Origin of the sequence: uncultured Stenotrophomonas sp., from assembly GCF_963519125.1 — a bacterium.
In the GTDB taxonomy this organism is placed as follows: Bacteria; Pseudomonadota; Gammaproteobacteria; order Xanthomonadales; family Xanthomonadaceae; genus Stenotrophomonas.
On the sequence record NZ_CAUQLJ010000013.1, the window covers coordinates 48,230 to 70,714 of the forward strand.

A 22,485-nucleotide genomic window follows, 5' to 3' on the forward strand; every position below is an offset into this window, starting at 1 on the left:
AGGCCACGATAGGCGCCGGCTGCTACTGCGATAAGCCGGCTGAAAGTTGATGGATTGCTGAGTTCGGCTCACAATTGATCCATGAGCACCGTGAAGACCAACGACCTGCAGGCCTTCCTGGTGGTGGCCCAGGAGCAAAGCTTCACCAAGGCGGCGGTGCGACTGGGGGTAACGCCCTCGGCGCTGAGCCACTCCATGCGCCTGCTGGAAGAACGGCTGGGCATCCGCCTGCTGGCCCGGACCACCCGCAACGTTTCGCCCACGGAGGCCGGCGAGCGCCTGATGCGCTCCATCGCCCCCCACTTCGAGGCCATCGGTGCCAGTGTGGAAGCCTTGGGCGACCTGCGCGACAGGCCTGCCGGCACGCTGCGGATCTCCTGCACCGACGATTCCATCGAAACCATCATCCGCCCGCGCCTCGCCGGGTTCCTCGCCGAGTACCCGGACATCACGCTGGAACTCTATGTGGACTACGGGTTCACCAACGTGGTGGAACAGCGCTTCGACGCCGGCATCCGCCTGGGCGAGGCGCTGAGCAAGGACATGATCGGGGTACGGGTCGGTCCGGACTGGCGGCTGGTGGTGGTGGCATCACCCGAGTACTTCGCGAAGCACCCCAAGCCCAGGAAGCCGGCCGATATCACCCAGCACCGTTGCGTGCACATCCGGCATCGCCCGAACGGCGCGATCTATGCGTGGGAGTTCGAGGAAAAGGGCAAGGAGTTCACCGTGCGCGGCGATGGGCAACTGGTGTTCAACAGCATGACCCACGTCATCAATGCCGCATTGGATGGCCTGGGTCTCGCCTATGCACCGGAGCCTATGGTCGCTGAGTACATTGCGCAGGGTAAGTTGGTGGCGGTGCTGGACAAATGGTGCCTGCCCTTCCCGGGCTATCACCTTTACTACCCGAATCGGCGGCAGCCTTCGCCGGCGTTCTCCGCGCTTGTCGCCTGGTTCAAGCGCGACGCGTAACGCTCGCGCTACACCTGCTTACCCCGTCCTGTCTGCCGGATGGTGGACCCCATCCTCAACCGGCACGTCCGCAATGGCGAACGGATTGACGCCTTCCAGACAACCCACGTTGAAGCCGTACTGCTCCGGGTTCGAACGGCGCTGGTGATGCGTGTAGATCCCACAGATGCCACAGAAATAGTGCTTGGCCGCGTGGGTGTTGAACTGGTAAAGCTTCAGCTGTTCCGCACCCTTTACAACGTGCAGCCCGGCCAATGGCACGGATGCCACTACGGCCCCCTTGCGCCGACAGATCGAGCAGTCGCAGCGGCGCGGGCTTACGATGCCATCAGGAAGATCAAGCGAAAGCTCCACCGCGCCACAGTGACAGGTGGCGCGGTGCTTCGGTTGAATCGGGACGCCGCCTACTTCTTTAAGCATGTCTGGAATCTCCGTCGCTCATCGAAAATCTACCAGACCCACGTCTCTTCAGCTTGCCGCACCCAGTTTTCCATCGACGGCTTGCCGCGACGCGCGCAGATACCGGCAGTACTTGCCAATGAAGATGCCGGTGAAGCCACCGGACAACAGCAGGTAGGCGGCACTGAACGTGGCATTCGCGCTCAGCGAAGGAGACACTGCCAGGGCGGACTCGAAGCCATACTTCACTGCAAACGTGATCAGCAGCAGCGGCAGCAAGGTGAAGTCCGCGCTGCGCCACAGCTTGCCCGTAGCCGGGTTCAGGGTCAGCGTGGCGCGACGCAGCAGCATCCAGCCAATGCCCATGCCTGCAGCGATGCCGACCAGCCATTCGCCCCAAGCGACCCAGGAAGCGCCGTAGCGCTGACTGATCGACCAAAGGCCCCAGACGGTGAACAGCGCGGGCACGATCGCCAGTTTGGCCAGCGAGGTTTCCCCCGGCTTCATGGCGGCGATGCCACGGGTCAGCAGGAAGATGAGAAGCGCCCAGACCCAGAGGGGGGTGTGCGAGGCAAACTGCTGCAGCATGTTCATGGGACGTCCTTGGCTTCGGTGGGGGCGCCGGTACAGCGCCATGCGGTGTAGGCAGATTCTCCCGTTGCGCTACCCCACGGCCAAGTGACAGCTGTCAGCCATCGGGGCGTACACCCGTTGGGTTTCAAGCCACCCGGATGTCCCGGCGGATCGTCCTCAGGGGCCGAACCGCTCTACTACAGACCTGCAGGCAGGGAGTGCCATGGGCGTTGCCCATTCAACCGCAGCCGCGATCTCCGGTTCCAATGACGCGAGGGCTGCCGGAGCCCAGTACTTCAACCCCTGCCCGGAAGGCACTTTGTCGGTCTCGCTGGAAATGAAGGCAAAGACCCGGAAGTCTTCATCGCCTTCCTCGATTTCCATGTCCGTGCGAAGCGAAGCCAGCTGATAGCACGCATCCAACACATCGATGGATCCCCCCAGAACCCCATTACAGATCTCGACCGCGCGAGCACGCACGGAAGTAACCCAGTCCTCATGGCTCATGTGTTTGATCATGCGCTGCATACTGCCATGAGGTGAGCGGACGAGCTGCATGGGAAATCCCACCGTTACAGGTACTTCAACCACGCAATATCACGCCGGGCCGCCTTGAAGCGGGAGAACCAGGCGGTGGGGATGTACAACGGAATGATCAGTGCCGCATACCAAACCAGCACCCAGCCGTAGTTCTCGACGCCGAACACGCTCCCCTGGTTTGGCCCCCAGATGGCAAGGGCACTGTGATACAGCACCCGCAGCACGCTGAGGTGGAGCAGGTAGAAGAACATCGGCGCGGCCCCGAACACCGCCAGGGCTGCCGTGATGCGGCCTTGGCGGAGAAGCTCGAAGCCGGCGAGCAGCAACGCACCCACGCCCAGCGTAAGCAGCAGGAACAGCAGCGAAGGCGGGTACTTGGTCAGTGCCAGGAAGCTCATCACCGTGCGCATCGGGTCGCTCTCGACCACGAACCACGGCGTATCGCCGTAACCGTTCCACAGGCGCAACAGGAAGAACGCCAACAGCATGGCCGCGCCAAGCCCGACCAACTGACGCCGGCGCGTCGTGGCGTCCACGTTGGGCGAGAACCACGGACCGATTGCGAACCCGAGCACGATTACGCCGATCCACGGCAGCACCGGGTAGGTCGTCTTGGCGACAAAGCCAAACGGCAGGTCGATGACATCACGCTGGTGCAGCATGGCCCACGGCGCGAACAGCGGATGACCCGGCTCCAGCCGTATGCCATCCAGCAGGTTGTGGCCGCATACGATCAACAGACCACCGGCAATCAGCAGACGGCGCGGCAGGCCGATCAGCAGCGCCAGCACGATCATGCACACGCCGATGCACCAGATCACCTGCAACCAGAAGGTGGGCGCGGCAATGCCCCAGTACAGCTCGGAAAGGAAAAATACTTCAAGCGCCATCAGCACCAGGCCACGCTTGATCAGATACATGCGTGTTTCGGCCAGCGTGTGCTTGGTGCTGAACAGGTATGCAGAGACGCCCGTCAGCGCCACGAAGATGGGGGCACACAGACTCACCGCCAGGCGCGCCCAATACATGGCCGGCAGCGCCGTGTTGGCATCGATGGGGTCCGCCACCGGTACGTGCAGGAACCACGTCTCGCGCAGATGGTCGAGGAGCATCAGGACCATGACGAACCCGCGCAGCGCGTCGATGCTGTGCAGGCGACCCGCACCCGTCTTGGCGCCGAGGCGAGCGTTCACCCCCATCGGCATGGAAGTCGGGGTACCGGTCATCTGTTCTCCTACGCGGGGAAAATGGACCGGAATGTTATAATATTCCAATTGCGCAGACAAACCTTGAGCGGTTTGCCCCGCTGAACCAACGCGGACGTGCGCCAGGCGATCTGCCCGGCGCACGTTGACCACCTCACATCAGGTGCGGGCGCTCCGAACCGAACAGCAGGCGCTTGGCGCCTTCGCGCCACACCTGCGGGCACGACTGGCCGCGCACTACGGCCGCAACGGCATAGGCGTAGCCGCGGTTGCTCGGGTTGACGTGGCCAAGAACTGCCTCGGCCTGCTGTACGGAGGCATTGGCGCGTACGGCATCGACGAACGCCACCATGCGCGCCGCCTCGTCCGGGTCGGTGGCCAGGACCTTCTCGCGCCACGCCGCTTCATCGCGGCCGTGCCGCAGCGCAAGCGCCCACATGCTCCAGGTGGAATCCCCGTCCACACCTGCCTCGGCCGGGAGCGCCAACGCCTTCTCAGCCACGTCGGGCGACGCGCCATCAGACGCGGCAACCAGACGAAGCATGCGTGGCAACAGTTCCGCATCGGCCTGCGCCAGCTCCAGCGCCTGCTCGTACTCACCCCGCCCAAGCGGCAGATAGGCATCGTACGGGGAGCCGGTAGCCTCTCCGCTGTCGAGCGCCAACATGTTGGTCAGGTAGGCCGACTGGGCCGCCAGCGACTCGATCTCGCCTTGGCTGGCGCCGAGCATGCGCTTGATGCGCGCCAGCTCCGGTGCCACGAACTCCGCCGTCTGCGCCGACATCGCCGACTTCGACAGGACCTCGTTGGCGCCGGCCCAGTCGCCGCGCGCGGCAAGCACGTAACCGGTCGCAAGCGCGAACCAGGGCTCCTGGGGCCAGCGTTTGTGTCCAGCGAAGAAAGCCTCGTCCTGCTCCGGACCATCGGCCATGCAGCGCACCGCCAGATACGCCAACGATGACGATGCGGGCTTCTGTTCGGACATCTGTCGCTGGCGATCACACACGGCATCGTGGGCCTGGCCCTCGCCGAGCTCCTGCTCCATGCGAAGCGCCGCCACGTCCTCGGGATACCGCGTCAGCCGATCTGCGATGAGACCCTGCATGTTGTCCGAGTACATCGCGGCTGCAGACAGCCAGGTTGTCAGGTGGCGCGAGCCCGGCGCATCCCAGCGCGCATGGGCCATGGCCATGGCCGCACGCTGCTCGTCGCTGTTTACAAAGCCAAGCTGCTGTTGCGGAGACAGGTCGCCCATGGCCGTCAGCACCGAACGCGTGCCGCCGCTTCCATGCTTGGTCGATATGGAGGTCGGCGGCGCTTCCAGCACGACGTCGGCGTCGGTGGCCGACCAGCGCTGCGCCCCCAGCTTGCGCTCAGGGCCGCCCTCTGCACCGCCATATACCGCCGTCCACTCCACCAGCGGAGACGCACCGGCAACGTTGTAGGTGAAGTGCGAACGGCCGGGCATCCGTTCGCTGTCGAACGACTCGATCAGCTGCCCGTCCGCGCTGTGCGTGACCACCTTGTGCGCGGTCCCCGGTTCCACGTCCACGGTAGCGCTCTGCTGCGGCTGCAGCGCAACCGTATTGCCGTCGACGGTCACCCGCACCGGCGTGGCCAGGCCGTTGTACAGCGAGACCGTCGCGGTGCCGGTGTGCATGCCGAATACCAGGACGCCCACCACGATGGCCGCCGCAACCGACGCGCGCACGATGCTGGCCGCCCAACCGTCGGCGGTCTGGAATCGATCCCACCAGCCCAGCTTGGTCTGCAGCTTGCGCTCCTGCCCGGGGACCAGAACCGGGTAACCCTTGGGAACCCGCGACGGCGTCGGCGCGGCGGGCGCCGCCTCGCCGGAATCCAAACGAGCGACCACGGCGTCTTCGCTCGCCAGCAGCGCCTCCAGCGCCGCCGCGCGTAGCACTGACAGCGTGCCGCACGTATGCGCGACCCAACCGCCCGCGCGCTGCACCCAGTCGTTGATGTTCTGCTGCGACGGTCCGAGCAGGCCCAGCTCGCCAAGTGCCTGCGCCAGCGGCTGCCCACCATGCTCGATCACGGTCGCGTCGACGACGCAGTCACCGGCGCGGTCGTAGATGAATCCCAAAGCGCGCTGCACGCGGTCCGCGTCACCAAGCAGTCGGCGCATCTCCTTGTCGGAAACGCGCTTGTCGGCCGTCACCACGTGCAGGGTGTTGACGAAGACCCCGTACACATCGCGCAGGTCAGCCTCGGTGTGCTCGCAGAAATGCAGCAGCGAAACCTGGCTCTCCAGCAGCGCCTCCCAGCCTTCGCTGCTGCGGCGCGCGGCCAGTCTATGCAGGCTGCGGCACTCCTGATCGTGCTGGACCACGGCCTGGCGCAGCGGCGCGATCTCCGCATCCAGGGTCGCAATCGCCGGGCCGAGGCGCCGGGCGTCCAGCACCTGGCCGCGCCAATGCACACGATTTCCGGAGGCGCGCAGGTGGCCCAGACGGGCTGCATCCAGCGTCGCGCGCTCCTCTTCCAGTACGCGCAGCTGCTGCAGTGCCTGTCCGTGCCGGGCTGCATACAGACCGGCGATGCGCTCGCGCACCTCGGTGTTGTCCAGCGGTGTGAGCGTGCGCAGGAACAGTTCGGCGGGCGTGGCGACACCGCGCACGAATGAGCGCCGCAGGTAGGTTCCCTGGTAGCGCTGGTGCATGGCGCGGATGTCGAACTCGGCGTCGAGCCGGGTCAGGGTCTCCGCACCGTCGGCGAATGCCGGCGGCGTCTCGCGGAGCATGTCGCGGGTGATCTGGTGCCGGAGCGCGTCCGCATCGCGGAACAGCAGCATGGCAGGGCGCTCGTCGATGGCCGCGGCCACGTAACGTCGCTTCAGGTTGTTCTCGCGGTCGGCGTTGGCCGGATGCGTGGACCACATCTGCGGCACGCGCACCATCGCACTGCGGAACACGCGATGCTGCTCGCGGTCGCTCTCCGGCAGCTGCGGCGGATCGGCATACAGCGGGTCGGGCGACACCCGGCGCAGGTTGGCCAGCATCCGCGTCTGCACCGCGAACAGATCGGCCACGGCGCGGCCGGCCTCGAACTCGCGCGAGGCGAAGGCGACCGACCTGTCCCAGGCTTCGTCCGCCGCGCCCAGCCGGTGCAGGGCATGCACCAGCGCATCGCTGCCGGCCAGCGAGGCAGCCACCAGGTCGGCCTGGTACTCCATCTCGCGCGACAGGGCACGCTCGGAAAGCGCCACGACGCTGAAGGCCGTGTCCACCAGCGAGCGGATGGCCCAGACCACGAGCGACAGCAGCCAGCCCACCCAGGCGATGCGGAAGTCCGTGCGCGAAAGGCCGGCCAGGAAGGTATCCAGTGCATCGCGCCGGGCCACCAGCTGGCTGGCGATCTGGTGGGCCACGTAGACCCAGCGCCCGACCGCCATGGTGCGCTGCGCGAAGTGGCCAAACTCATGACCCAGTACCGCCTTGAACTCGGTCAGGTTCAGCGCATTGACCAGCGCCAGGCCGATGTCCAGGTTCTTGCGCGAGGGCAGCAGCAGGTTGAACAGCGAAAGATCGTAGAAGACCCCTGCGTTGACCCGCGAGGACAGATACACCCGCTTGGGCCGCGGCGCGCCGGCCTCGTCAGCGAGGCGGTGCAGGAACGCGAACAGCTCTGGCTGGTCGGCCGGCTTGAGCTCCAGCTCCTTGGAGGCCTGGCCACGCTTGAGGAAGATCAGGCCCTTGGCCATGAACGCAGCCAGGAACAGGGCGCACACGCCCACGATGATATTCACCAGCGTGCTGCCGCCCTCGCCGGACACAAGCGTGCGCAGTACACGGAACGCGGTCCAGCCAAACCAGCCCATCAGGGCAAAGTAGGCAGCGGCGAAACTGAGCAGGCCCGCCACCGCAAGCCATGCGTGGCGTCGGTAGGCAGAGCTGGGTGCGATCAACTGAGCAGGCACGGCCGAAGGCCCCGCCGGATAGAGCGAATCCAACATGATCATCCCCCTGTTGTAGTGCCCCGCGCGGTCCCCCCGGACATGGCGCGGAACGTACCCGGCGTCATGCCCGGTCCCGGGGCGATTGTGCACCTTGTGGGGCGGGTGGGATATACCCCTGCTCAGATAATCAGCCGGAATGAATCTCGCCAGCGCAAGGAAGGTTCCCTACCCGAATCCAATCTGATGCGCGGTTCGAAGCCACGTCGCATCAGCCGGGCCTTTGAACCCAACCACCGCATCAACACCGCAGCGCGGGCACAGCGCGGTCTGACCCTGGTCCTCGCCGTCGCACCATTCTTCAACAGCGCTCGGCGGAAACTCCGAAAAACAGTAGTAGCAGGCCGCTACATCGCTTGCCAGCAGCGCTTCGCGGTGCATGGATGATTCGCAGGTTCTTACCACTGTGTCGTCTCCAAAGGTTCGGGAGTGGAAACTGCGCCAGGACCTTTCACCGAATCAGGTGGAACTTGTCCACAGCGACGGCTATTGCCGTAACCACGCCAAGAGCCAAGTAGAGCCACGGGCGAGCCCTCTCTTCGGACGCATGCGGCTTTTTCGGTCGCATCATTCGCCACCACCCAATGCAAAGGACGACCGAAACAAATCCAAGAAATCCGACAAGAATGGCATCCATCTGCACTTCGCCCATCGGAAAGCCCAGCGCGATCATGGTCAGCAGGCCAACAATCAAGCTCGTCATAACCACCAAGGCACCCCACGGGGAGCCTTGGGAGACACTGACGCCCTGTTCGGACGCGAGGGCTGAGCAGACCAGGAACGGCCAGGCAAAACTCAATGCCAAGAATAAGTTCGGCGAGCTCACTGGATCGCTCCCTATCAGTCGGAGCAGGATCAAAATAAAGAGTGCACCCAAACCAGCTTTGAAAGACCAATTGCCGAACAATTTCATGCAGTTCACTGCCGATCTGGTTGACAATAGTCGAGTTCCAGTGGGCGCTCTGAGGCGTCGATACTGGCCTACGCAGCTTGACCGTAGCCTATCGAAAGGGGTTCAGGCATAGGAGACCCAGGTTTTTGCATGCCGGATCCTTTTCAGAAGCTCCGGATCCTGCACCTTCTTTGCGGCAAGCACCTCAATAAGTGAGATGGCTTCTTGCTCAATCCGGCTGCCGCGACGAAGAAAGGCAGCGTCAGACTGAGACTCGTACGAGCCGTAGCAAAGGCGGCCTAGAAAGCGGTCAAAGAAGAATGGGTACAGCCTGCCTCTAGAATCCACCAGGTCAACATAGTATGTGCCGCCTTGCGGACCAGAGTCCCTCAATCTACCGCAATTGGAAATATGGACAGGTGGCGCTGGGGCGGTTGGCCAGTCGTTGAGCTCAGGGTAGCCGGGAACTGAGGTATCGATACTCATCGCACGTCCTGCCAATCATCATTGAATGGAGATTGAACACGATCTCAATAGTAGCCGGGCCGGGAAGGGCCGCCAAGTCATAGGGCTGGGTTGGTGCTGAGAGCCTGGATCGGACACTGTTGCCAGGCCCTAATCAGCTGGCCAACATCAGAACAAAGCAACAGCGAGAGAGAGAAAGAGAGAGAGCACCTTATGAGCACACGATTGATCCTGACGATAGCAGCGGCGCTGATCGCCGTTGTTGGCAATGCGACAGCCGCGCCCAGCGAATCCGCGCGCCGAGAAATCGCTTCGTTGATCGGCGCGCTGGACGGTTCAACCTGCCGCTTCCAGCGCAACGGCAGCTGGCACGACGCTGCCGAAGCCCGAGAGCACCTGCAGCGGAAGTACGATTACCTGCTCAAGAAGGACAAGGTGGATACCGCCGAGCAGTTCATCGAGCGGGCGGCGAGCCGCAGCAGCATGAGCGGCAAGCCCTACCGGATCGCCTGCCCGGGGCAGCCCGAGCAGAGTGCGGCGTCGTGGTTTGGTGCGCGGCTGCAGGCGCTGCGGGCGCGCTGAACCCGCGCTTCTTTCAGTCCGCGACGTCGCCGTATCTCACGGCGAGCACTTTGGCATTCTCGGCGGGCGCATCGCGCCAGTTCGGCCTCACCGTGATCTCGTCGACCCTGCCCTCGATCCTGATCTCCGACCCCACCTCGAACCCCAGTCCTCGCAGCCAGGCGCCGCGGATCATCACGAAGGGGATGGGACCGTACTCGTCGCGGTCGAGGGCGTTGATCTGCGGCACCGCGCGTACGCTACGTAGCTGGACGGCCTTGAGGGTCTCGTCGCGGGGAGTAAGCCGGCTGTCGTCCGGGTGGACCTGCTTCAAGTTCGCGTTCATGGATGTACCTCCAATTCCAATAGGGAATGGCCCTCGCCGGTAAGGGCGAGGGCGTCGGGAGGTCAAAAACCGTGTAAGACCAGACGGCGGGCGTATTCCCCCGTTGAGGGTGTTGTATTAGCCACCCTCCCGACATGGGGCATCCAGTATTTTGGTCTTACGGAGTTTTTGAGCCCCGTCCGGCAACCATGCAGACATCGCGACGCCAGCACAAAGTGTTTGTTTCTGTTGAGTTTTAGGTTTCGATAGACGGCGCCTACTAATTGACGCGTCTGACCCGCGCAGCATCCCGAATGCTGTATTCACATGTGAACGTGGTCGCAGTTCTTACCCAGCCCCAAACAGCTTCTGTGCGTTCTGGAACAGGATCCAGCTTGTCGCGATGAACTTGTCCCCGCCCTCGGGGCGATTCCCCCGGTGGGTGTGCGTGAAGGCCGTGGGCGCGATCAGCAGGCTGCCGGTGCGTGGCGCGATCTTCCGCTCCTGGAACAGGAACTCGGTCTCTCCGGCCTCGAACTCGTCGTTGAGGTACAGCGTCCACAGCAGGTGGCGATGCAGGGTTTCACCTGCCGGATCGCGCGGATACAGCTCGCAATGCCAGTAGGGGTAGCCGCCCTCGCCTGCCGCATACCACTGCAGGTTGATGGCGCCCGGGCGCAGGCACGTACGGGCCAGTTCGGAGAGCGCGTTGTCGTCCATGCTGGGAAAATCTTCGGCGCGCAGGCGGCGTGCGCTGCCATCGTTGTCTTGGACCTGCAACATGAGCGGAGAAATCAGCGCCTGTGGATAACGGCGTAGATAACTCAAAACCCCGCTGAATACTGCCTGCTGCAGCTGGATTTCCACCTGGCGCCATTCCGGGCGGCCGCTGATGCGGAGATCCTTGCTGTGCTTGAGTTCCGGGAAGACGCCGCTGCCAACTTCGCCGGGCACCAACTGTGCGCTGGCTCGCATCTGGGCCAGGATGGCGGCGCAGGCGTCGGCGGGAATGGCGTTGTGGATTACTTCGATGAAGTCGCGCGGTGTTTCGGCCGTCATGGGGTCATCCGTGGGCGTTTGAGCCCGATGGTGACCTGTGTTGGTGCACGTGTCACCCCGTTGCCATGTGGCAACGGGGCGAAGCGCGATCAGGCCTGCGCGTCGTGCTCGCGGTGGTAACGGGTGGCTTCGGCCACTTCGTTGCGCGAGCCCAGGAACACCGGCACGCGCTGGTGCAGCTGGTCCGGCTGGATGTCCAGGATGCGCTCGCGGCCGGTGGTGGCGGCGCCGCCGGCCTGTTCCACCAGCAGGCCCATCGGGTTGGCCTCGTACATCAGGCGCAGCTTGCCGGCCTTGCTCGGGTCCTTCTTGTCCCACGGGTAGATGAAGATGCCGCCGCGGGTGAGGATGCGGTGCACGTCCGCCACCATGCTGGCGATCCAGCGCATGTTGAAGTTCTTGCCGCGCGTGCCTTCCTTGCCGGCCAGCAGGTCCTGCACGTAGCCCTGCATGGGGGCTTCCCAGTGGCGCTGGTTGGACATGTTGATGGCGAATTCCTGGGTGTCTTCGGGAATCTGCATGCCGCGCTGGGTCAGCACGAACTCGCCGGTTTCACGGTCCAGGGTGAACGAATGGGTGCCGTGGCCGGTGGTCAGCACCATCTGGGTACTGGGGCCGTAGATGCAGTAGCCGGCGGCGATCTGGGCGGTGCCCGGCTGCAGGAAGCTGGCGTCGGTGGGCTGTTCGGTACCGGCCGGGCTGCGCAGCACGGAGAAGATGGTGCCCACGGAGACGTTCACGTCGATGTTGGAGCTGCCGTCCAGGGGATCGAACAGGAGCAGGAAGTCGCCGCGCGGGTAGGTGTCCGGCACCGGCTGGCAGTGGTCCATTTCCTCGGAGGCGCAGGCGGCAAGGTGGCCGCCCCAGGCGTTGGCTTCGAGCAGGATCTCGTTGCTGATGACGTCCAGCTTCTTCTGCGCTTCGCCCTGTACGTTGCCGGTGCCTGCATCGCCGAGTACGCCGCCCAGCGCGCCCTTGCTGACCGCGATGGAGATGTTGGTGCAGGCGCGGCCCACCACTGCAATGAGCTGGCGCAGGTCGGCGTTGATGCGGCCGGCGTGCTGCTCTTCAATGAGGTACCGGGTAAGCGACGTACGGGACATGGAATGGCTGCCAAAGACATTTCGGGGGCCGTATTGTGGCCCGTCGCTGGCGGTATTACGAGGCAGCTTTTCCCGTAAACGGTTTCATGGCAGCCAGACACAACAACGGCCGCACTGGGCGGCCGTTGTGTTCAGACGACTACGACGCTCAGCCCTTGGCGACGGTCGCCACGGCCTTGGCCACGTATTCCAGGTTGCCCTGGTTGAGCGCGGCCACACAGATGCGGCCGGTGCCGACGGCGTAGATGCCGTACTCGTCGCGCAGGCGGTCCACCTGCGGGCGGCTCAGGCCCGAGTACGAGAACATGCCGGCCTGGTCGTTGATGAAGGCGAACTCCGGTGCACCGGCGGCCACCAGCTTGTCCACCAGGCCGTGGCGCAGGGCGTGGATGCGCTCGCGCATCTCGGTCAGTTCCTGCTCCCACAGCTGGCGCAGCTCGGGGCTGGTCAGCACGCCGGCCACCAGTGCAGCGCCGTGGTTGGACGGGCTGGAGTAGATGGTGCGGATGATGCGCTTGACCTGCGACTGCACGGCCTTGGCCGCGTCAGCGGTGGGTGCCACGATCGACAGCGCGCCAATGCGTTCGCCGTACAGCGAGAACGACTTGGAGTACGAGTTGGCGACCACGAAGCTGTCGATACCGGCTTCGGCAATGATGCGCACGGCGGCGCCGTCCTGTTCGATGCCCTTGTCGAAGCCCTGGTAGGCCATGTCGATGAAGGGGAACAGCTGGCGTTCCTTCAGCAGGTCGGCCACCTGCTTCCACTGGGCCACGGTGAGGTCGGCGCCGGTGGGGTTGTGGCAGCAGGCGTGCAGCAGCACCACGGTGCCCGGCTGCAGCTTGTTCAGATCGGCCACCATGGCGTCGAAATCAACGCCATGGGTCGTCGGGTCGAAGTAGCTGTATTCCACCACCTCGAAGCCGGCCGCGCCGAACACGGCGCGGTGGTTTTCCCAGCTGGGGTTGCTGATGGCAATGGTGGCGTGCGGCAGCAGGCGGTGCAGCAGGTCGGCGCCAACGCGCAGGGCGCCGCTGCCGCCGATGGTCTGCGAAGTCGCCACGCGGCCAGCGGCCAGCAGCGGGGAGTCCTTGCCGAAGACCAGTTCGCGGGTGGCCTGGTTGTAGGCGGGCAGGCCGTCGATGGGCAGGTAGCCGCGCGGCTTGGCTTCGTTGGCCAGCTGCTGCTCGATCTGCTTCACTGCGCGAAGCAGCGGAATCCTGCCGCTTTCGTCGTAGTAGATGCCCACGCCCAGGTTGACCTTGGTGGGTCGGCTGTCGGCGTTGTACGCTTCGGTCAGACCCAGGATCGGGTCGCCCGGGACCAGTTCCACATTTGCAAAGAAGGACACGGCGGTACTCTTTCGATGACGGAGGGGGGGACCGCATCGTAACAAAGCCGCAGCGGGGGCGCGGCGCCTGCCGTCACGTTGAAGTCCGTACCCTGTCGTGCGGTACCTGTTTTCCGGAGAGCCCCCTCTGAACATCTTTCGTTTGACCCCCCTGGCGCGTGCGTGTGCGCTGCTTTCGGCCACCGCCCTGCCGAACCTGGCACAGGCCCAGTCCAGCCCGCCTGCAGCGGCCGCCATCGAGCGCCTGCCCACGGTTCAGGTGCAGGCTGCGCGGGGCCAGCAGGTGGCCGACGTGGACCTGCCGGCGTCGATCAGCACGGTCTGGCTGGATGACGAAACCAATGGAAACCTGGCCCAGATCGCTGACGCGTTGAGCGGGGTGCCCGGCGTGGTGGCGCGCGATCGCCAGAACCTGGCCCAGGACACCCAGCTTTCGATCCGGGGGTTTGGCGCGCGCTCCACCTTCGGCGTGCGCGGGGTGCGGGTGCTGGTGGACGGGGTGCCGGCCACCATGCCCGACGGCCAGGGCCAGCTTTCCCACGCCAGCATGTTGTCGGCGCAGCGGGTCGAGGTGCTGCGTGGGCCGTTCTCGGCCCTCTACGGCAACTCGTCCGGCGGCGTGGTACAGATCTGGAGCGCCGACGGCCAGGCCGGGGACCCGTGGCGGGTGCGGATGGCCGGCGGCAGCGACGGCACCCTCAGCACCGGCGCGCAGCTGCGCGGTGAGCAGGGCCCGGTGCGCTATAACGTGGCGGCCAACCATTTCCGCACCGACGGCTGGCGCGACCACAGTGCGGCGCGGCGCGAGTCGGTGAATGCGCGGTTGGGCACGGACGTGGCGGGTGGCCAGCTGGACCTGGTGCTCAACTACTTCGATTCGCCCGACGCGCAGGACCCGCTGGGCCTGACCCGCGAGCAGGTGCGGCAGGACCCGCGCCAGGCCACGGCCGTGGCCACCCAGTACAACACCCGCAAATCGGCACGCCAGGCCCAGGCCGGGCTGGTGTTCACCCGCACCGAGGGCGCGCAGACCTGGCGTGCCATGGGCTATGCCGGTCAGCGCAGCGTTGAACAGTACCTGGCGATCCCGCCGGGGCCGCAGGCCAATCCGCTGCATGCCGGCGGGGTCATCGACCTGGACGGTGGCTACGGCGGGCTGGACCTGCGCTGGGGCTGGCAGGGCGACTGGGCCGGGCGGCCGCTGGAAGTGGTGATCGGCGCCAATGCCGACCAACAGCAACAGGATCGGCGCGGTTACGAGAATTTCGTTGGGTCCGAGCTGGGCGTACGCGGGGCGCTGCGCCGTGACCAGAGCGACCGGGTGCGCAACGTGGACCAGTTCGCGCAGGCGTTCTGGCAGTGGGCGCCGCGCTGGTCGCTGCTGCTCGGCGTGCGCCACAGCGAGGTGCGCTTCCGTTCCAACGACCACTACGTCACCGCACGCAACCCCGACGACAGCGGTTCGCGCGATTACTCGGCCACCACCCCGGTGGCAGGCGTGGTGTTCCATGCCAGCGACGCGTGGCGGGTGTATGCCTCGGCCGGACGCGGGTTCGAGACGCCCACCTTCAACGAGCTGGGCTACCGTGCCGACGGCGCGGCCGGGCTGGCCCTGAACCTGTCGGCGGCGCGCAGCCAGAACCTGGAGCTGGGCACCAAGTGGCGTAGCGATGGCGGCGCGGCATTCGAGGCGGCGGTGTTCCGCGCCGATACGGATGACGAGCTGGCCGTGGCCAGCAACACCAACGGGCGCAGCACCTACCGGAACATCGGGCGCACCCGCCGGCAGGGGATTGAAGCCAGCCTGCTCTACCCCATCAGCACAGAACTGGAGGCCAGCCTGGCCTACACCTACCTGGAGGCGACGGTACGCGAGCCGTATCTGGTCTGCGCCAGTACCGGCTGCGCCACGCCGAACACCGTGGTGCCGGCCGGCTCACGCCTGCCCGGCGTACCGGAGCAGCAGTGGTTCGGCCGCCTGCAGTACCAGCCGGGTGCGTGGCAGTGGGCCGGTGAGGTGGTGGCCTCCAGCGATACGGTGGTCAACGACCTGGCGACCGACAGCGCGCCGGGCTACGCCTTGCTGAACCTGGAAGCAGCGCGCCGCTGGACGACCGCGCAGGGCGCGCTGCGGGTATTTGCGCGGGTGGACAACGTGCTGGACCAGCGCTACATCGGCTCGGTGATCGTCAACGATGGCAACCAGCGCTACTTCGAGCCGGGTCCGGACCGTCGCTACAGCGTGGGCGTGCAGTGGGCCTGGCTGTAATCCCCCGGTAGGGCACGACCCTGGGTCGTGCCGCTCCGGATGTCCGCATTCACTTCGGAATCTTGGCCGGGACAAACGGCGAGGTGGGATCACTGGCGGGGAAGGTCTCCTCCAGTGCCTCGTCCTGGTTGTCGCTCTCATGCGCCTTGCGCGCGGCGCGGTGGTGCGGGTGCTCCTCGCAGTCAGCATTCGGCTGGCCGGAAGGATCCTTGCGGTCGCGTGAGGCGTGCACCTCGTCCACGCCGGTGCGCAGGTGTTCAGGGGCTTCGGAAGGCGACATGCCGGCGCCGCGGTCTTCGGCATCCTGCAGGTCATGTTTGGCGCGCTGTTCGCCGGGAACCGGGGTGGTGGCTTCGCGCAGGGGATCGCGTGGCATGGTGATTGGCTCCACAAACAAAGGGTGAAACACGGCCCGATGCCGTGCGGAAAAAGCATACGCACCACGGGTGGATGGCCGACGTGAAGCAATGCCAAGACCGCCACAACGCATCTGTCACGGCTGGATAACGGCGCCGGGGCTATTCCTGCCAGCCCCACCCTCGCCGGAGACGTGTCATGCCCCGCCTGGATCGCCGCAACGCCCCCGTGCTGTTCAACGCCTACCTGCAGCCGGACCGGAGTGCGCGGCGGGGCCGCCGCCCGCGCGCTGAAGAGCCCGAAGCAGTGGCGCAGGACTACCTGCAGTACATGCGCAACGACTACGAACGCCGCCGCAGTCAGGGAAGGCGCAGCTGGAAAGACCTGTACCCGGCCTATACCTTCGCGCTGACCACCCACTACGCTGACTGGCCGCGTGGCGACGACGACGACACCGACGGCGAGCTGGCCGAACACTGGGAGCAGATGCGTGGGCAGTCGCGGCTGGGCTGGCCGCAGGCGCGCGCCATCGTCGAAGACGCCTGGATGGCGCTCGACCACATGCCCGCAGCCGCCGTACACGGCGCCCTCCAATAACCCCACGCCGACCACGCGGTAGCGACACGCCATGCGTGTCCCAAGCGGTCCAGGACACACCCGATACACAGCCCCACCACAACCGTTTCACGCCACCCGAGCTAAAGCTGGCGCATCTCTCGAACTGGAGTGGCGCCGCCATGGCCCGACCGATCTGGACCGGAACCCTGTCATTCGGGCTGTTGAACGTGCCGGTCTCGCTGATGTCCGGAGAGCGCAAGATCGACCTGCAGTTCCGCATGCTCGATTCGCGCGACAAGAAACCGATCCGCTTCGAGCGGGTGAACGCGGACACCGGCGAAGAAGTGCCGTGGAAGGATATCGTCAAGGCCTACGAGTACGACAAGGGCAGCTATGTCGTACTCGAAGAAAGCGACATCAAGTCAGCCGCGCCGGAAAGCCATGAAACGGTGGAAGTGGAAACCTTCGTCGACGCGTCCCAGATCGACCCGCGCTACTACGAGAAGCCTTACCTGCTGGTACCGGGCAAGAAGGCCGAAAAAGGCTACGTGCTGCTGCGCGAGACCCTGCGCAGCACCGGCAAGGTCGGCATCGCGCGCGTGGTGGTACGGACCCGCGAGTACCTGTGTGCGGTGATGCCCAATGAAGACGCGCTGGTGCTGATGATCCTGCGCTACCCGCAGGAGCTGGTGGACCCGGAAGAGCACAAGCTGCCCACCGGCTCGCTGGCCGACTACCGGATCAGCAGCAAGGAAACGGCGATGGCCGAGCAGCTGATCGAATCGATGGCCGGCGAATGGAAGCCGGACGACTATCACGACGAGTTCCGCGAACGCCTGCAGACGTTGCTGACCAAACGCATCAAGTCCAAGGGCGGTACCACCAGGGTGGAAGACGAAGCGACCCCACGCGAAGACGCCGCCACCAACGTAGTCGACTTCATGTCGCTGCTGCAGAAGAGCCTGGACGCCAAGAAGCGTACCCCGGCCAAGAAAAGCGCGGCGGTTTCGAAGGTGGTGAAGAAGGCGGCCCCGGCCAAGAAGGCGGCGAAGTCCACAAAGACCGCGAGCAAGGCCACCAAGGCAACCAAGGCCACGAAAAAGCCCGCAGCCAAGCGCGCGCCGACGCGCAAGGCGGGGTAAGCGGCTGTGTCGCTGCAGGAATACCGCCGCAAGCGCCGCTTCGGGGAAACGCCGGAGCCGGACCATGACCCGCAGGGCGCTACGGCGCGCCGACCGATCTTCGTAGTGCAACTGCACCATGCCAGCTCGCGGCATTACGACTTCCGACTGGAAGCCGACGGCGTGCTGAAGAGCTGGGCGGTGCCGAAGGGTCCGTCCCTGCGCGTGGGCGAGAAGCGGCTGGCGGTGGAGGTGGAGGACCACCCCATTTCCTATGCCACGTTTGAGGGCGACATCCCGAAGGGACACTACGGGGCCGGGCACGTAGACGTGTTCGACCATGGCACCTGGGCTTGCGAGGGCGACCCGCTGGAGGCGATCGCCGCCGGCAAGCTTGACTTCGTGCTGCACGGAACCCGGCTCAACGGCGGTTGGAAGCTGGTGCGCACGGCGATGAAAGGCCGCCAGCACCAGTGGCTGCTGATCAAGCGCGATGATGACGAGGCGCGCGATGCCGATGCCGACGCACTGCTGGAGGAACCCGTGGCGAAGATGAAGACCACTCGATCCACGAGAACCTCGACGACGTCCAAAACTACAAAGAAGACCACGAAGACCACCACGACCCGGACCTCAAAACCCGCTTCCCGCCGCAACGCGGACGCGCGCTGGGCCAAGCGCGCGCTGCAACTCGAACACGCCCGGGAGAAGCCCTATCCCCATGACTTCAAACCGCAGCTCACCGACCACCGCGACAGTGCGCCCAATGGCGATGCCTGGCTGCACGAAATCAAATGGGATGGCTATCGGCTGCTGGCCGACGTTGCCGAGGGCGTGGTGTCGCTGCGCTCGCGCGGTGGACTGAACTGGAGCAACGATTTCCCCGAGGTCGTGCAGGCCATCACCGCCCTCCCTGTCACCGACCTGCGCCTGGACGGCGAACTGGTGGTGCTGGATGCCGAGGGCCGCAGCGACTTCACCGCGCTGCAGAAAGTCATCGACGGCACCAGCAAGCAGCCGCTGCGCTATGTGGTGTTCGACACGCCCGGCATTGCCGGCGTGGACATCAGCCGCTCACCGCTGCTGGATCGGAAGGAACTGCTGAAGGAATTGCTGGGCGATGTGCCCGGCACCCTGGCCTACAGCGACCACGTGCTCGACCATGGTCCGGAGGTATTCGCCGCCAGCGGGGCTGCAGGGTTTGAAGGCATCGTCAGCAAGCGGGTGGACGCGGCGTACGTCAACGCACGTTCGCCGAGCTGGGTGAAAGTGAAGCACGAGAACACTGACGAGTTCCTGATCGTGGGCTACACCGAGCCCAAGGGTTCGCGCAGCGGCTTCGGTTCGCTGCTGATGGCATCGCCGGAGAAGGACGGCCTGCGCTACGTGGGCCGCGTGGGCACCGGCTTCGACGACGCAAGGCTGGCGGCCATCCATAAGCAGCTCAAGGCGCTGGCCACCGACAAGGCGGCGGTGGCGCTGCCGTCGCATGTACCGTTCAAGGCCAGCAGCGTGCACTGGGTGAAACCCACCCTGGTGGCCGAAGTCGCGTTCCGCGGCTGGGCCAAGGAAGGATTGCTGCGGCAGGCCAGCTTCAAGCGCTTGCGCGAAGACAAGCGCGCGAAAGATCTGGGCGTGGCTTCGACGACGCCGGCCGGCACGGGCAGCAAGGCGAAGGCCCCTGCTGCCAACGCCGCGCCAGGGAAATCACCGGGCAACGCCAAGCCCCGGGCCGATGACACGGCGGAGGTGACCATCAGCCATCCCGAACGCGTGGTCTTTGCCAAGGCCAAACTCACCAAAGGCGACGTGGCCGAGTACTACCGGCAGATGGCGCGGTGGATCCTGCCGGAAGTGGCGCGCCGTCCGCTGTCGCTGCTGCGCTGCCCCGATGGCGTGGACAAGCAGTGCTTCTTCCAGAAGCATCACGGTACCGGCCTGGGCGACGCGGTGCAGGCGATACCGCTGCAGCAGAAGAGCGGGCGCGAAGACTACCTGTACATCGAAGACGTGGAAGGCCTGCTGCAGCTGGTGCAGATGAACACCCTGGAGCTGCATCCGTGGGGCGCGACGGTGGACGACCCGGAACACCCGGACCGGCTGGTTTTCGACCTGGATCCGGGCGAAGGCGTGACCTGGGCCGCGATAAAGTCCGCAGCCCGCGACATCCGTGCGCGACTGCAGGAAATCGGGCTGGAAAGCTTCGTGCGCCTCTCCGGCGGCAAGGGCGTGCACGTGGTGGTGCCGTTGAAGCCGAAGGCGGACTGGGCGCAGGCCAAGGACTTCTGCGAATCGTTCGCGCAGGCCATGGCCGAGCACGCGCCAGAGCGCTATGTGGCCACGATGAGCAAGGCCAAGCGCAACGGCGTGATCTTCATCGATTGGCTGCGCAATGCGCGCGGCGCCACCAGTGTGTGTTCGTGGTCGCTGCGGGCGCGCCCTTCAGCAGGCGTGGCGGTGCCGCTGCGCTGGGAAGAGTTGGGCCGGATTGCTGCCGCCGATGCATTCCCATTGCCGAAGGCGCTGCAGCGGGCGCAGCGGTTGAAGGCAGATCCGTGGGAAGGAATTGAGGACGTGGAGCAGGTGCTGCCGACGCTGTGAGCCTCACCGCGGCCGATAACGCGCCCCGATCCAGATGCCCAGCGCCTGTACCGGCAGCGACACCAGCAACGTCACCACGAACCAGAACGGGAAGTCATTCCCCAGATCCCATGCCGCGAAGGCAGACGCGCCGGCGATGAGAAACCACACCACCCCGCCATGCACATACGGTGCGTTCGGCGCGTAGCGCGCGGCGAACGCCGTGGCCGCTACCCCACCGAGGATGGTCCAGGCCAGGTCCCACGCCAGCCGCAACTGGCTGTCGCCCAGTCCCACCCACGGCGCGGTCCAGCCGGCGATGCCACTTACCATGCCCAGCACGAACAGCGCCACCACCACCGACAGCACGGAGAGCACTACGGTTTTTGCGATCGACAAAGCAGACATGGGTCACACAGACGGCAGCGGAACTGCCGTCATTATGAGCGCCTCAGCCGACCAGCGCAGCCGATGCCTTTGCCAGTCCTTCAATGCCCGCCCAGTCCTTCGCCTGCAGCAGTGCACGCGTGGTCAGCCACGAACCGCCCACGCACAGCACGTTGGGCAGGTGCAGGAAATCGCGCGCGGTCTGCGCGCTGATGCCGCCGGTGGGACAGAAGCGCACGTCGCCGAACGGGCCGTTCCACGCCTGCAGCATGCCGATGCCCCCGGCCTGCACGGCCGGGAAGAACTTGAAGGTATCCAGCCCGTGCTCCAGGCCCAGCATCAGCTCCGAAGACGTGGCCACGCCTGGCAGGAACGGCAGGTCGGTATCGCGCGCGGCCGCATACAACGTCGGCGTCGCGCCCGGCGCCACCGCAAACCGCCCACCCACGGCCTTCACTTTCTCCATCTGTGCCGCGGTCAGTACGGTTCCTGCGCCAACCACTGCGTCCGGCACGGCTTCCACCATGGCCTGGATTGCATCCATGGCCACGGCGGTGCGCAGGGTCACTTCGATCACCGGCAGGCCGCCGTTGAACAGCGCCTGGGCCACCTGCACGGCCTCGTCCACGCTTTCCGGGGTGTACACCGGAATCACCGGGGCCAGTTTCAATACTGCGCGTACGCGCGGATCAGCGCCGGACATCGAATCGCTCCTCGCCCGTCAGGGCCAGTACGTCAGCTTCACTGACGGGGTTGAAATCACCGGGGACCGAATGCTTCAGGCTGGCCGCAGCCAGGCCGAAACGCACGATCGCGTCCGGTTCGAAGCCCTGCATCATGCCATGCAGGATCCCAGCGGCGAACGCATCGCCGCCGCCAATGCGGTCCACGATGCCGATCATCTCGCGCGTGGGCGCCACCGCACGCGTGCCGTCGCGGCCCAGCAGCATCGCGCCCAGCGCGTGGTGGTCCACGCTGTGGGTGGTGCGCTGCGTGCACGCCATCCACTGCAGGCGCGGGAATGCGGCGAAGGCCTGCACCGCCGCGGCATCCACGCGCTCTGCCAGCGCGGCCTGCTCGAACTGCCCGCCCAGCACCACGCCGATGTCGCGGTAGTCGGCGAAGGCCACCGTGGCGCAGGCGAACAGCTCGCGCAGGATGGCCGGCGCATCGCCGTCCCAGCGCGCCCACAGCGAGGGCCGGAAGTTGCCATCGAAGGACACCTTGACCCCACGCTCGCAGGCGGCACGCGCGGCCACCAGCGTGGCCTCGGCCATGGCCGGGTTCAGCGCAGGGCTCACCCCGGAAAGGTGCAGCCACTGCACGCCGCGCAGCAGGGTGTCCCAGTCGTAGTCGCTGGCCTGGCCCAGCGAGAACGCCGAGTCCACGCGGTCGTAGACCACTTCGCTGGCGCGCTGCACCGCCCCGGTGGTGAGGAAGTACACGCCCATGCGGCCCGGGCGGGTCTGCACGTGGGCGGTGTCCACCCCGTGCCGGCGCAGTTCGCCGGCCACGTACTGGCCGAGCGGGTTGGCCGGCAGCGTGCTGACCATCTGCACGCGGTGCCCGAAGTGGGCCAGCGATACGCCCACGTTGGCCTCCGCGCCGCCAGCATGCACCGCCAGCTGCGGCGTCTGCAGCAGCAGTTCACGGCCTGGCGCACTCATGCGCAGCAACAACTCCCCGAAACAGACAACACGACTCATGGCGATGGATCCCTCGTGGTGGGCATGACCCGGGGACAGGCCCCGAATCGCAATGGCTAGCGGTGTCATTCTAGCCGTGTGGC

Annotated in this window: 21 protein-coding genes; 6 read left to right on the forward strand and 15 right to left on the reverse strand. The window is 65.8% G+C overall.

The window, feature by feature from the left end:
- Positions 1-81: 81 nt before the first annotated feature.
- Positions 82-975, forward strand: a complete 894-nt coding sequence (locus RYM47_RS12715; RefSeq protein ID WP_315388376.1) for a LysR family transcriptional regulator — start codon at positions 82-84, stop codon at positions 973-975.
- An 18-nt stretch (positions 976-993) separates the two neighbouring features.
- On the opposite strand, the gene RYM47_RS12720 is transcribed toward RYM47_RS12715, so the two are convergent.
- From RYM47_RS12720 to RYM47_RS12750, 7 genes are all read right to left on the reverse strand, one after another.
- Entirely contained in the window at positions 994-1,395 is a 402-nt protein-coding gene (locus tag RYM47_RS12720) for a GFA family protein (protein ID WP_315388377.1), read from the reverse strand.
- 48 nt (positions 1,396-1,443) lie between these two features.
- Positions 1,444-1,968 carry a DUF6622 family protein gene (locus RYM47_RS12725; RefSeq protein WP_315388378.1) on the reverse strand — a complete coding sequence of 175 codons (525 nt, stop codon included), beginning with the start codon at positions 1,966-1,968 and terminating at the stop codon, positions 1,444-1,446.
- Positions 1,969-2,124: 156 nt separating this feature from the next.
- On the reverse strand, positions 2,125-2,505 hold the full coding sequence (locus tag RYM47_RS12730) for a hypothetical protein (RefSeq protein ID WP_315388379.1): 381 nt from the start codon (positions 2,503-2,505) through the stop codon (positions 2,125-2,127).
- A 14-nt stretch (positions 2,506-2,519) separates the two neighbouring features.
- The gene (locus tag RYM47_RS12735) at positions 2,520-3,845 is read right to left on the reverse strand and encodes a heparan-alpha-glucosaminide N-acetyltransferase domain-containing protein (RefSeq protein WP_315388381.1); all 1,326 of its coding nucleotides are present in this window, start codon (positions 3,843-3,845) and stop codon (positions 2,520-2,522) included.
- Between the two features lies 1 nt (position 3,846).
- A complete protein-coding gene (locus RYM47_RS12740; RefSeq protein ID WP_315388383.1) occupies positions 3,847-7,668 on the reverse strand; it encodes a M48 family metallopeptidase in 3,822 nt (1,273 codons plus the stop codon).
- 451 nt (positions 7,669-8,119) lie between these two features.
- Positions 8,120-8,581 (reverse strand): hypothetical protein, encoded by a 462-nt coding sequence (locus RYM47_RS12745; RefSeq protein WP_315388384.1) that lies wholly within the window; start codon positions 8,579-8,581, stop codon positions 8,120-8,122.
- Positions 8,582-8,683: 102 nt separating this feature from the next.
- The gene (locus RYM47_RS12750) at positions 8,684-9,046 is read right to left on the reverse strand and encodes a hypothetical protein (RefSeq protein WP_315388386.1); all 363 of its coding nucleotides are present in this window, start codon (positions 9,044-9,046) and stop codon (positions 8,684-8,686) included.
- Between the two features lie 192 nt (positions 9,047-9,238).
- Between RYM47_RS12750 and RYM47_RS12755 the strand changes: the two genes are divergently transcribed.
- On the forward strand, positions 9,239-9,607 hold the full coding sequence (locus tag RYM47_RS12755) for a YfeK family protein (protein WP_315388388.1): 369 nt from the start codon (positions 9,239-9,241) through the stop codon (positions 9,605-9,607).
- Positions 9,608-9,620: 13 nt separating this feature from the next.
- Here RYM47_RS12755 and RYM47_RS12760 read toward each other — a convergent pair whose 3' ends face one another.
- The 4 genes from RYM47_RS12760 to RYM47_RS12775 form a co-directional block, all read right to left on the reverse strand.
- A complete protein-coding gene (locus tag RYM47_RS12760; RefSeq protein WP_315388390.1) occupies positions 9,621-9,932 on the reverse strand; it encodes a SymE family type I addiction module toxin in 312 nt (103 codons plus the stop codon).
- 327 nt (positions 9,933-10,259) lie between these two features.
- Positions 10,260-10,970, reverse strand: a complete 711-nt coding sequence (locus RYM47_RS12765) for a 2OG-Fe(II) oxygenase (protein ID WP_315388392.1) — start codon at positions 10,968-10,970, stop codon at positions 10,260-10,262.
- An 89-nt stretch (positions 10,971-11,059) separates the two neighbouring features.
- Positions 11,060-12,073 (reverse strand): class 1 fructose-bisphosphatase, encoded by a 1,014-nt coding sequence (locus tag RYM47_RS12770; RefSeq protein WP_315388394.1) that lies wholly within the window; start codon positions 12,071-12,073, stop codon positions 11,060-11,062.
- A gap of 148 nt (positions 12,074-12,221) precedes the next feature.
- Positions 12,222-13,424, reverse strand: a complete 1,203-nt coding sequence (locus RYM47_RS12775; RefSeq protein ID WP_315388395.1) for an amino acid aminotransferase — start codon at positions 13,422-13,424, stop codon at positions 12,222-12,224.
- 133 nt (positions 13,425-13,557) lie between these two features.
- On the opposite strand from RYM47_RS12775, the gene RYM47_RS12780 reads away from it, so the two are divergent.
- The gene (locus RYM47_RS12780; RefSeq protein ID WP_315388489.1) at positions 13,558-15,693 is read left to right on the forward strand and encodes a TonB-dependent receptor; all 2,136 of its coding nucleotides are present in this window, start codon (positions 13,558-13,560) and stop codon (positions 15,691-15,693) included.
- 49 nt (positions 15,694-15,742) lie between these two features.
- On the opposite strand, the gene RYM47_RS12785 is transcribed toward RYM47_RS12780, so the two are convergent.
- Positions 15,743-16,069 carry a hypothetical protein gene (locus tag RYM47_RS12785; RefSeq protein WP_315388397.1) on the reverse strand — a complete coding sequence of 109 codons (327 nt, stop codon included), beginning with the start codon at positions 16,067-16,069 and terminating at the stop codon, positions 15,743-15,745.
- A gap of 179 nt (positions 16,070-16,248) precedes the next feature.
- Here RYM47_RS12785 and RYM47_RS12790 point away from each other — a divergent pair, with 179 nt between their 5' ends.
- From RYM47_RS12790 to ligD, 3 genes are all read left to right on the forward strand, one after another.
- The gene (locus RYM47_RS12790) at positions 16,249-16,647 is read left to right on the forward strand and encodes a hypothetical protein (protein WP_315388398.1); all 399 of its coding nucleotides are present in this window, start codon (positions 16,249-16,251) and stop codon (positions 16,645-16,647) included.
- Between the two features lie 140 nt (positions 16,648-16,787).
- Positions 16,788-17,750: a Ku protein gene (locus RYM47_RS12795; RefSeq protein ID WP_315388399.1), complete on the forward strand. Its 963-nt coding sequence runs from the start codon at positions 16,788-16,790 to the stop codon at positions 17,748-17,750.
- Between the two features lie 6 nt (positions 17,751-17,756).
- On the forward strand, positions 17,757-20,330 hold the full coding sequence (ligD, locus tag RYM47_RS12800) for a DNA ligase D (RefSeq protein ID WP_315388401.1): 2,574 nt from the start codon (positions 17,757-17,759) through the stop codon (positions 20,328-20,330).
- 3 nt (positions 20,331-20,333) lie between these two features.
- Here the strand turns inward: ligD and RYM47_RS12805 are convergent, their stop codons facing one another.
- The 3 genes from RYM47_RS12805 to RYM47_RS12815 are packed head-to-tail and all read right to left on the reverse strand — an operon-like array spanning position 20,334 to position 22,408.
- Positions 20,334-20,717, reverse strand: coding sequence for a hypothetical protein (locus RYM47_RS12805; protein WP_315388403.1), 384 nt, complete (start codon positions 20,715-20,717; stop codon positions 20,334-20,336).
- Positions 20,718-20,760: 43 nt separating this feature from the next.
- A complete protein-coding gene (eda, locus tag RYM47_RS12810; protein WP_315388405.1) occupies positions 20,761-21,399 on the reverse strand; it encodes a bifunctional 4-hydroxy-2-oxoglutarate aldolase/2-dehydro-3-deoxy-phosphogluconate aldolase in 639 nt (212 codons plus the stop codon).
- Positions 21,386-22,408 (reverse strand): sugar kinase, encoded by a 1,023-nt coding sequence (locus RYM47_RS12815; RefSeq protein WP_315388491.1) that lies wholly within the window; start codon positions 22,406-22,408, stop codon positions 21,386-21,388. Before RYM47_RS12815 ends, eda begins: the two co-directional genes overlap by 14 nt.
- Positions 22,409-22,485: the final 77 nt, after the last annotated feature.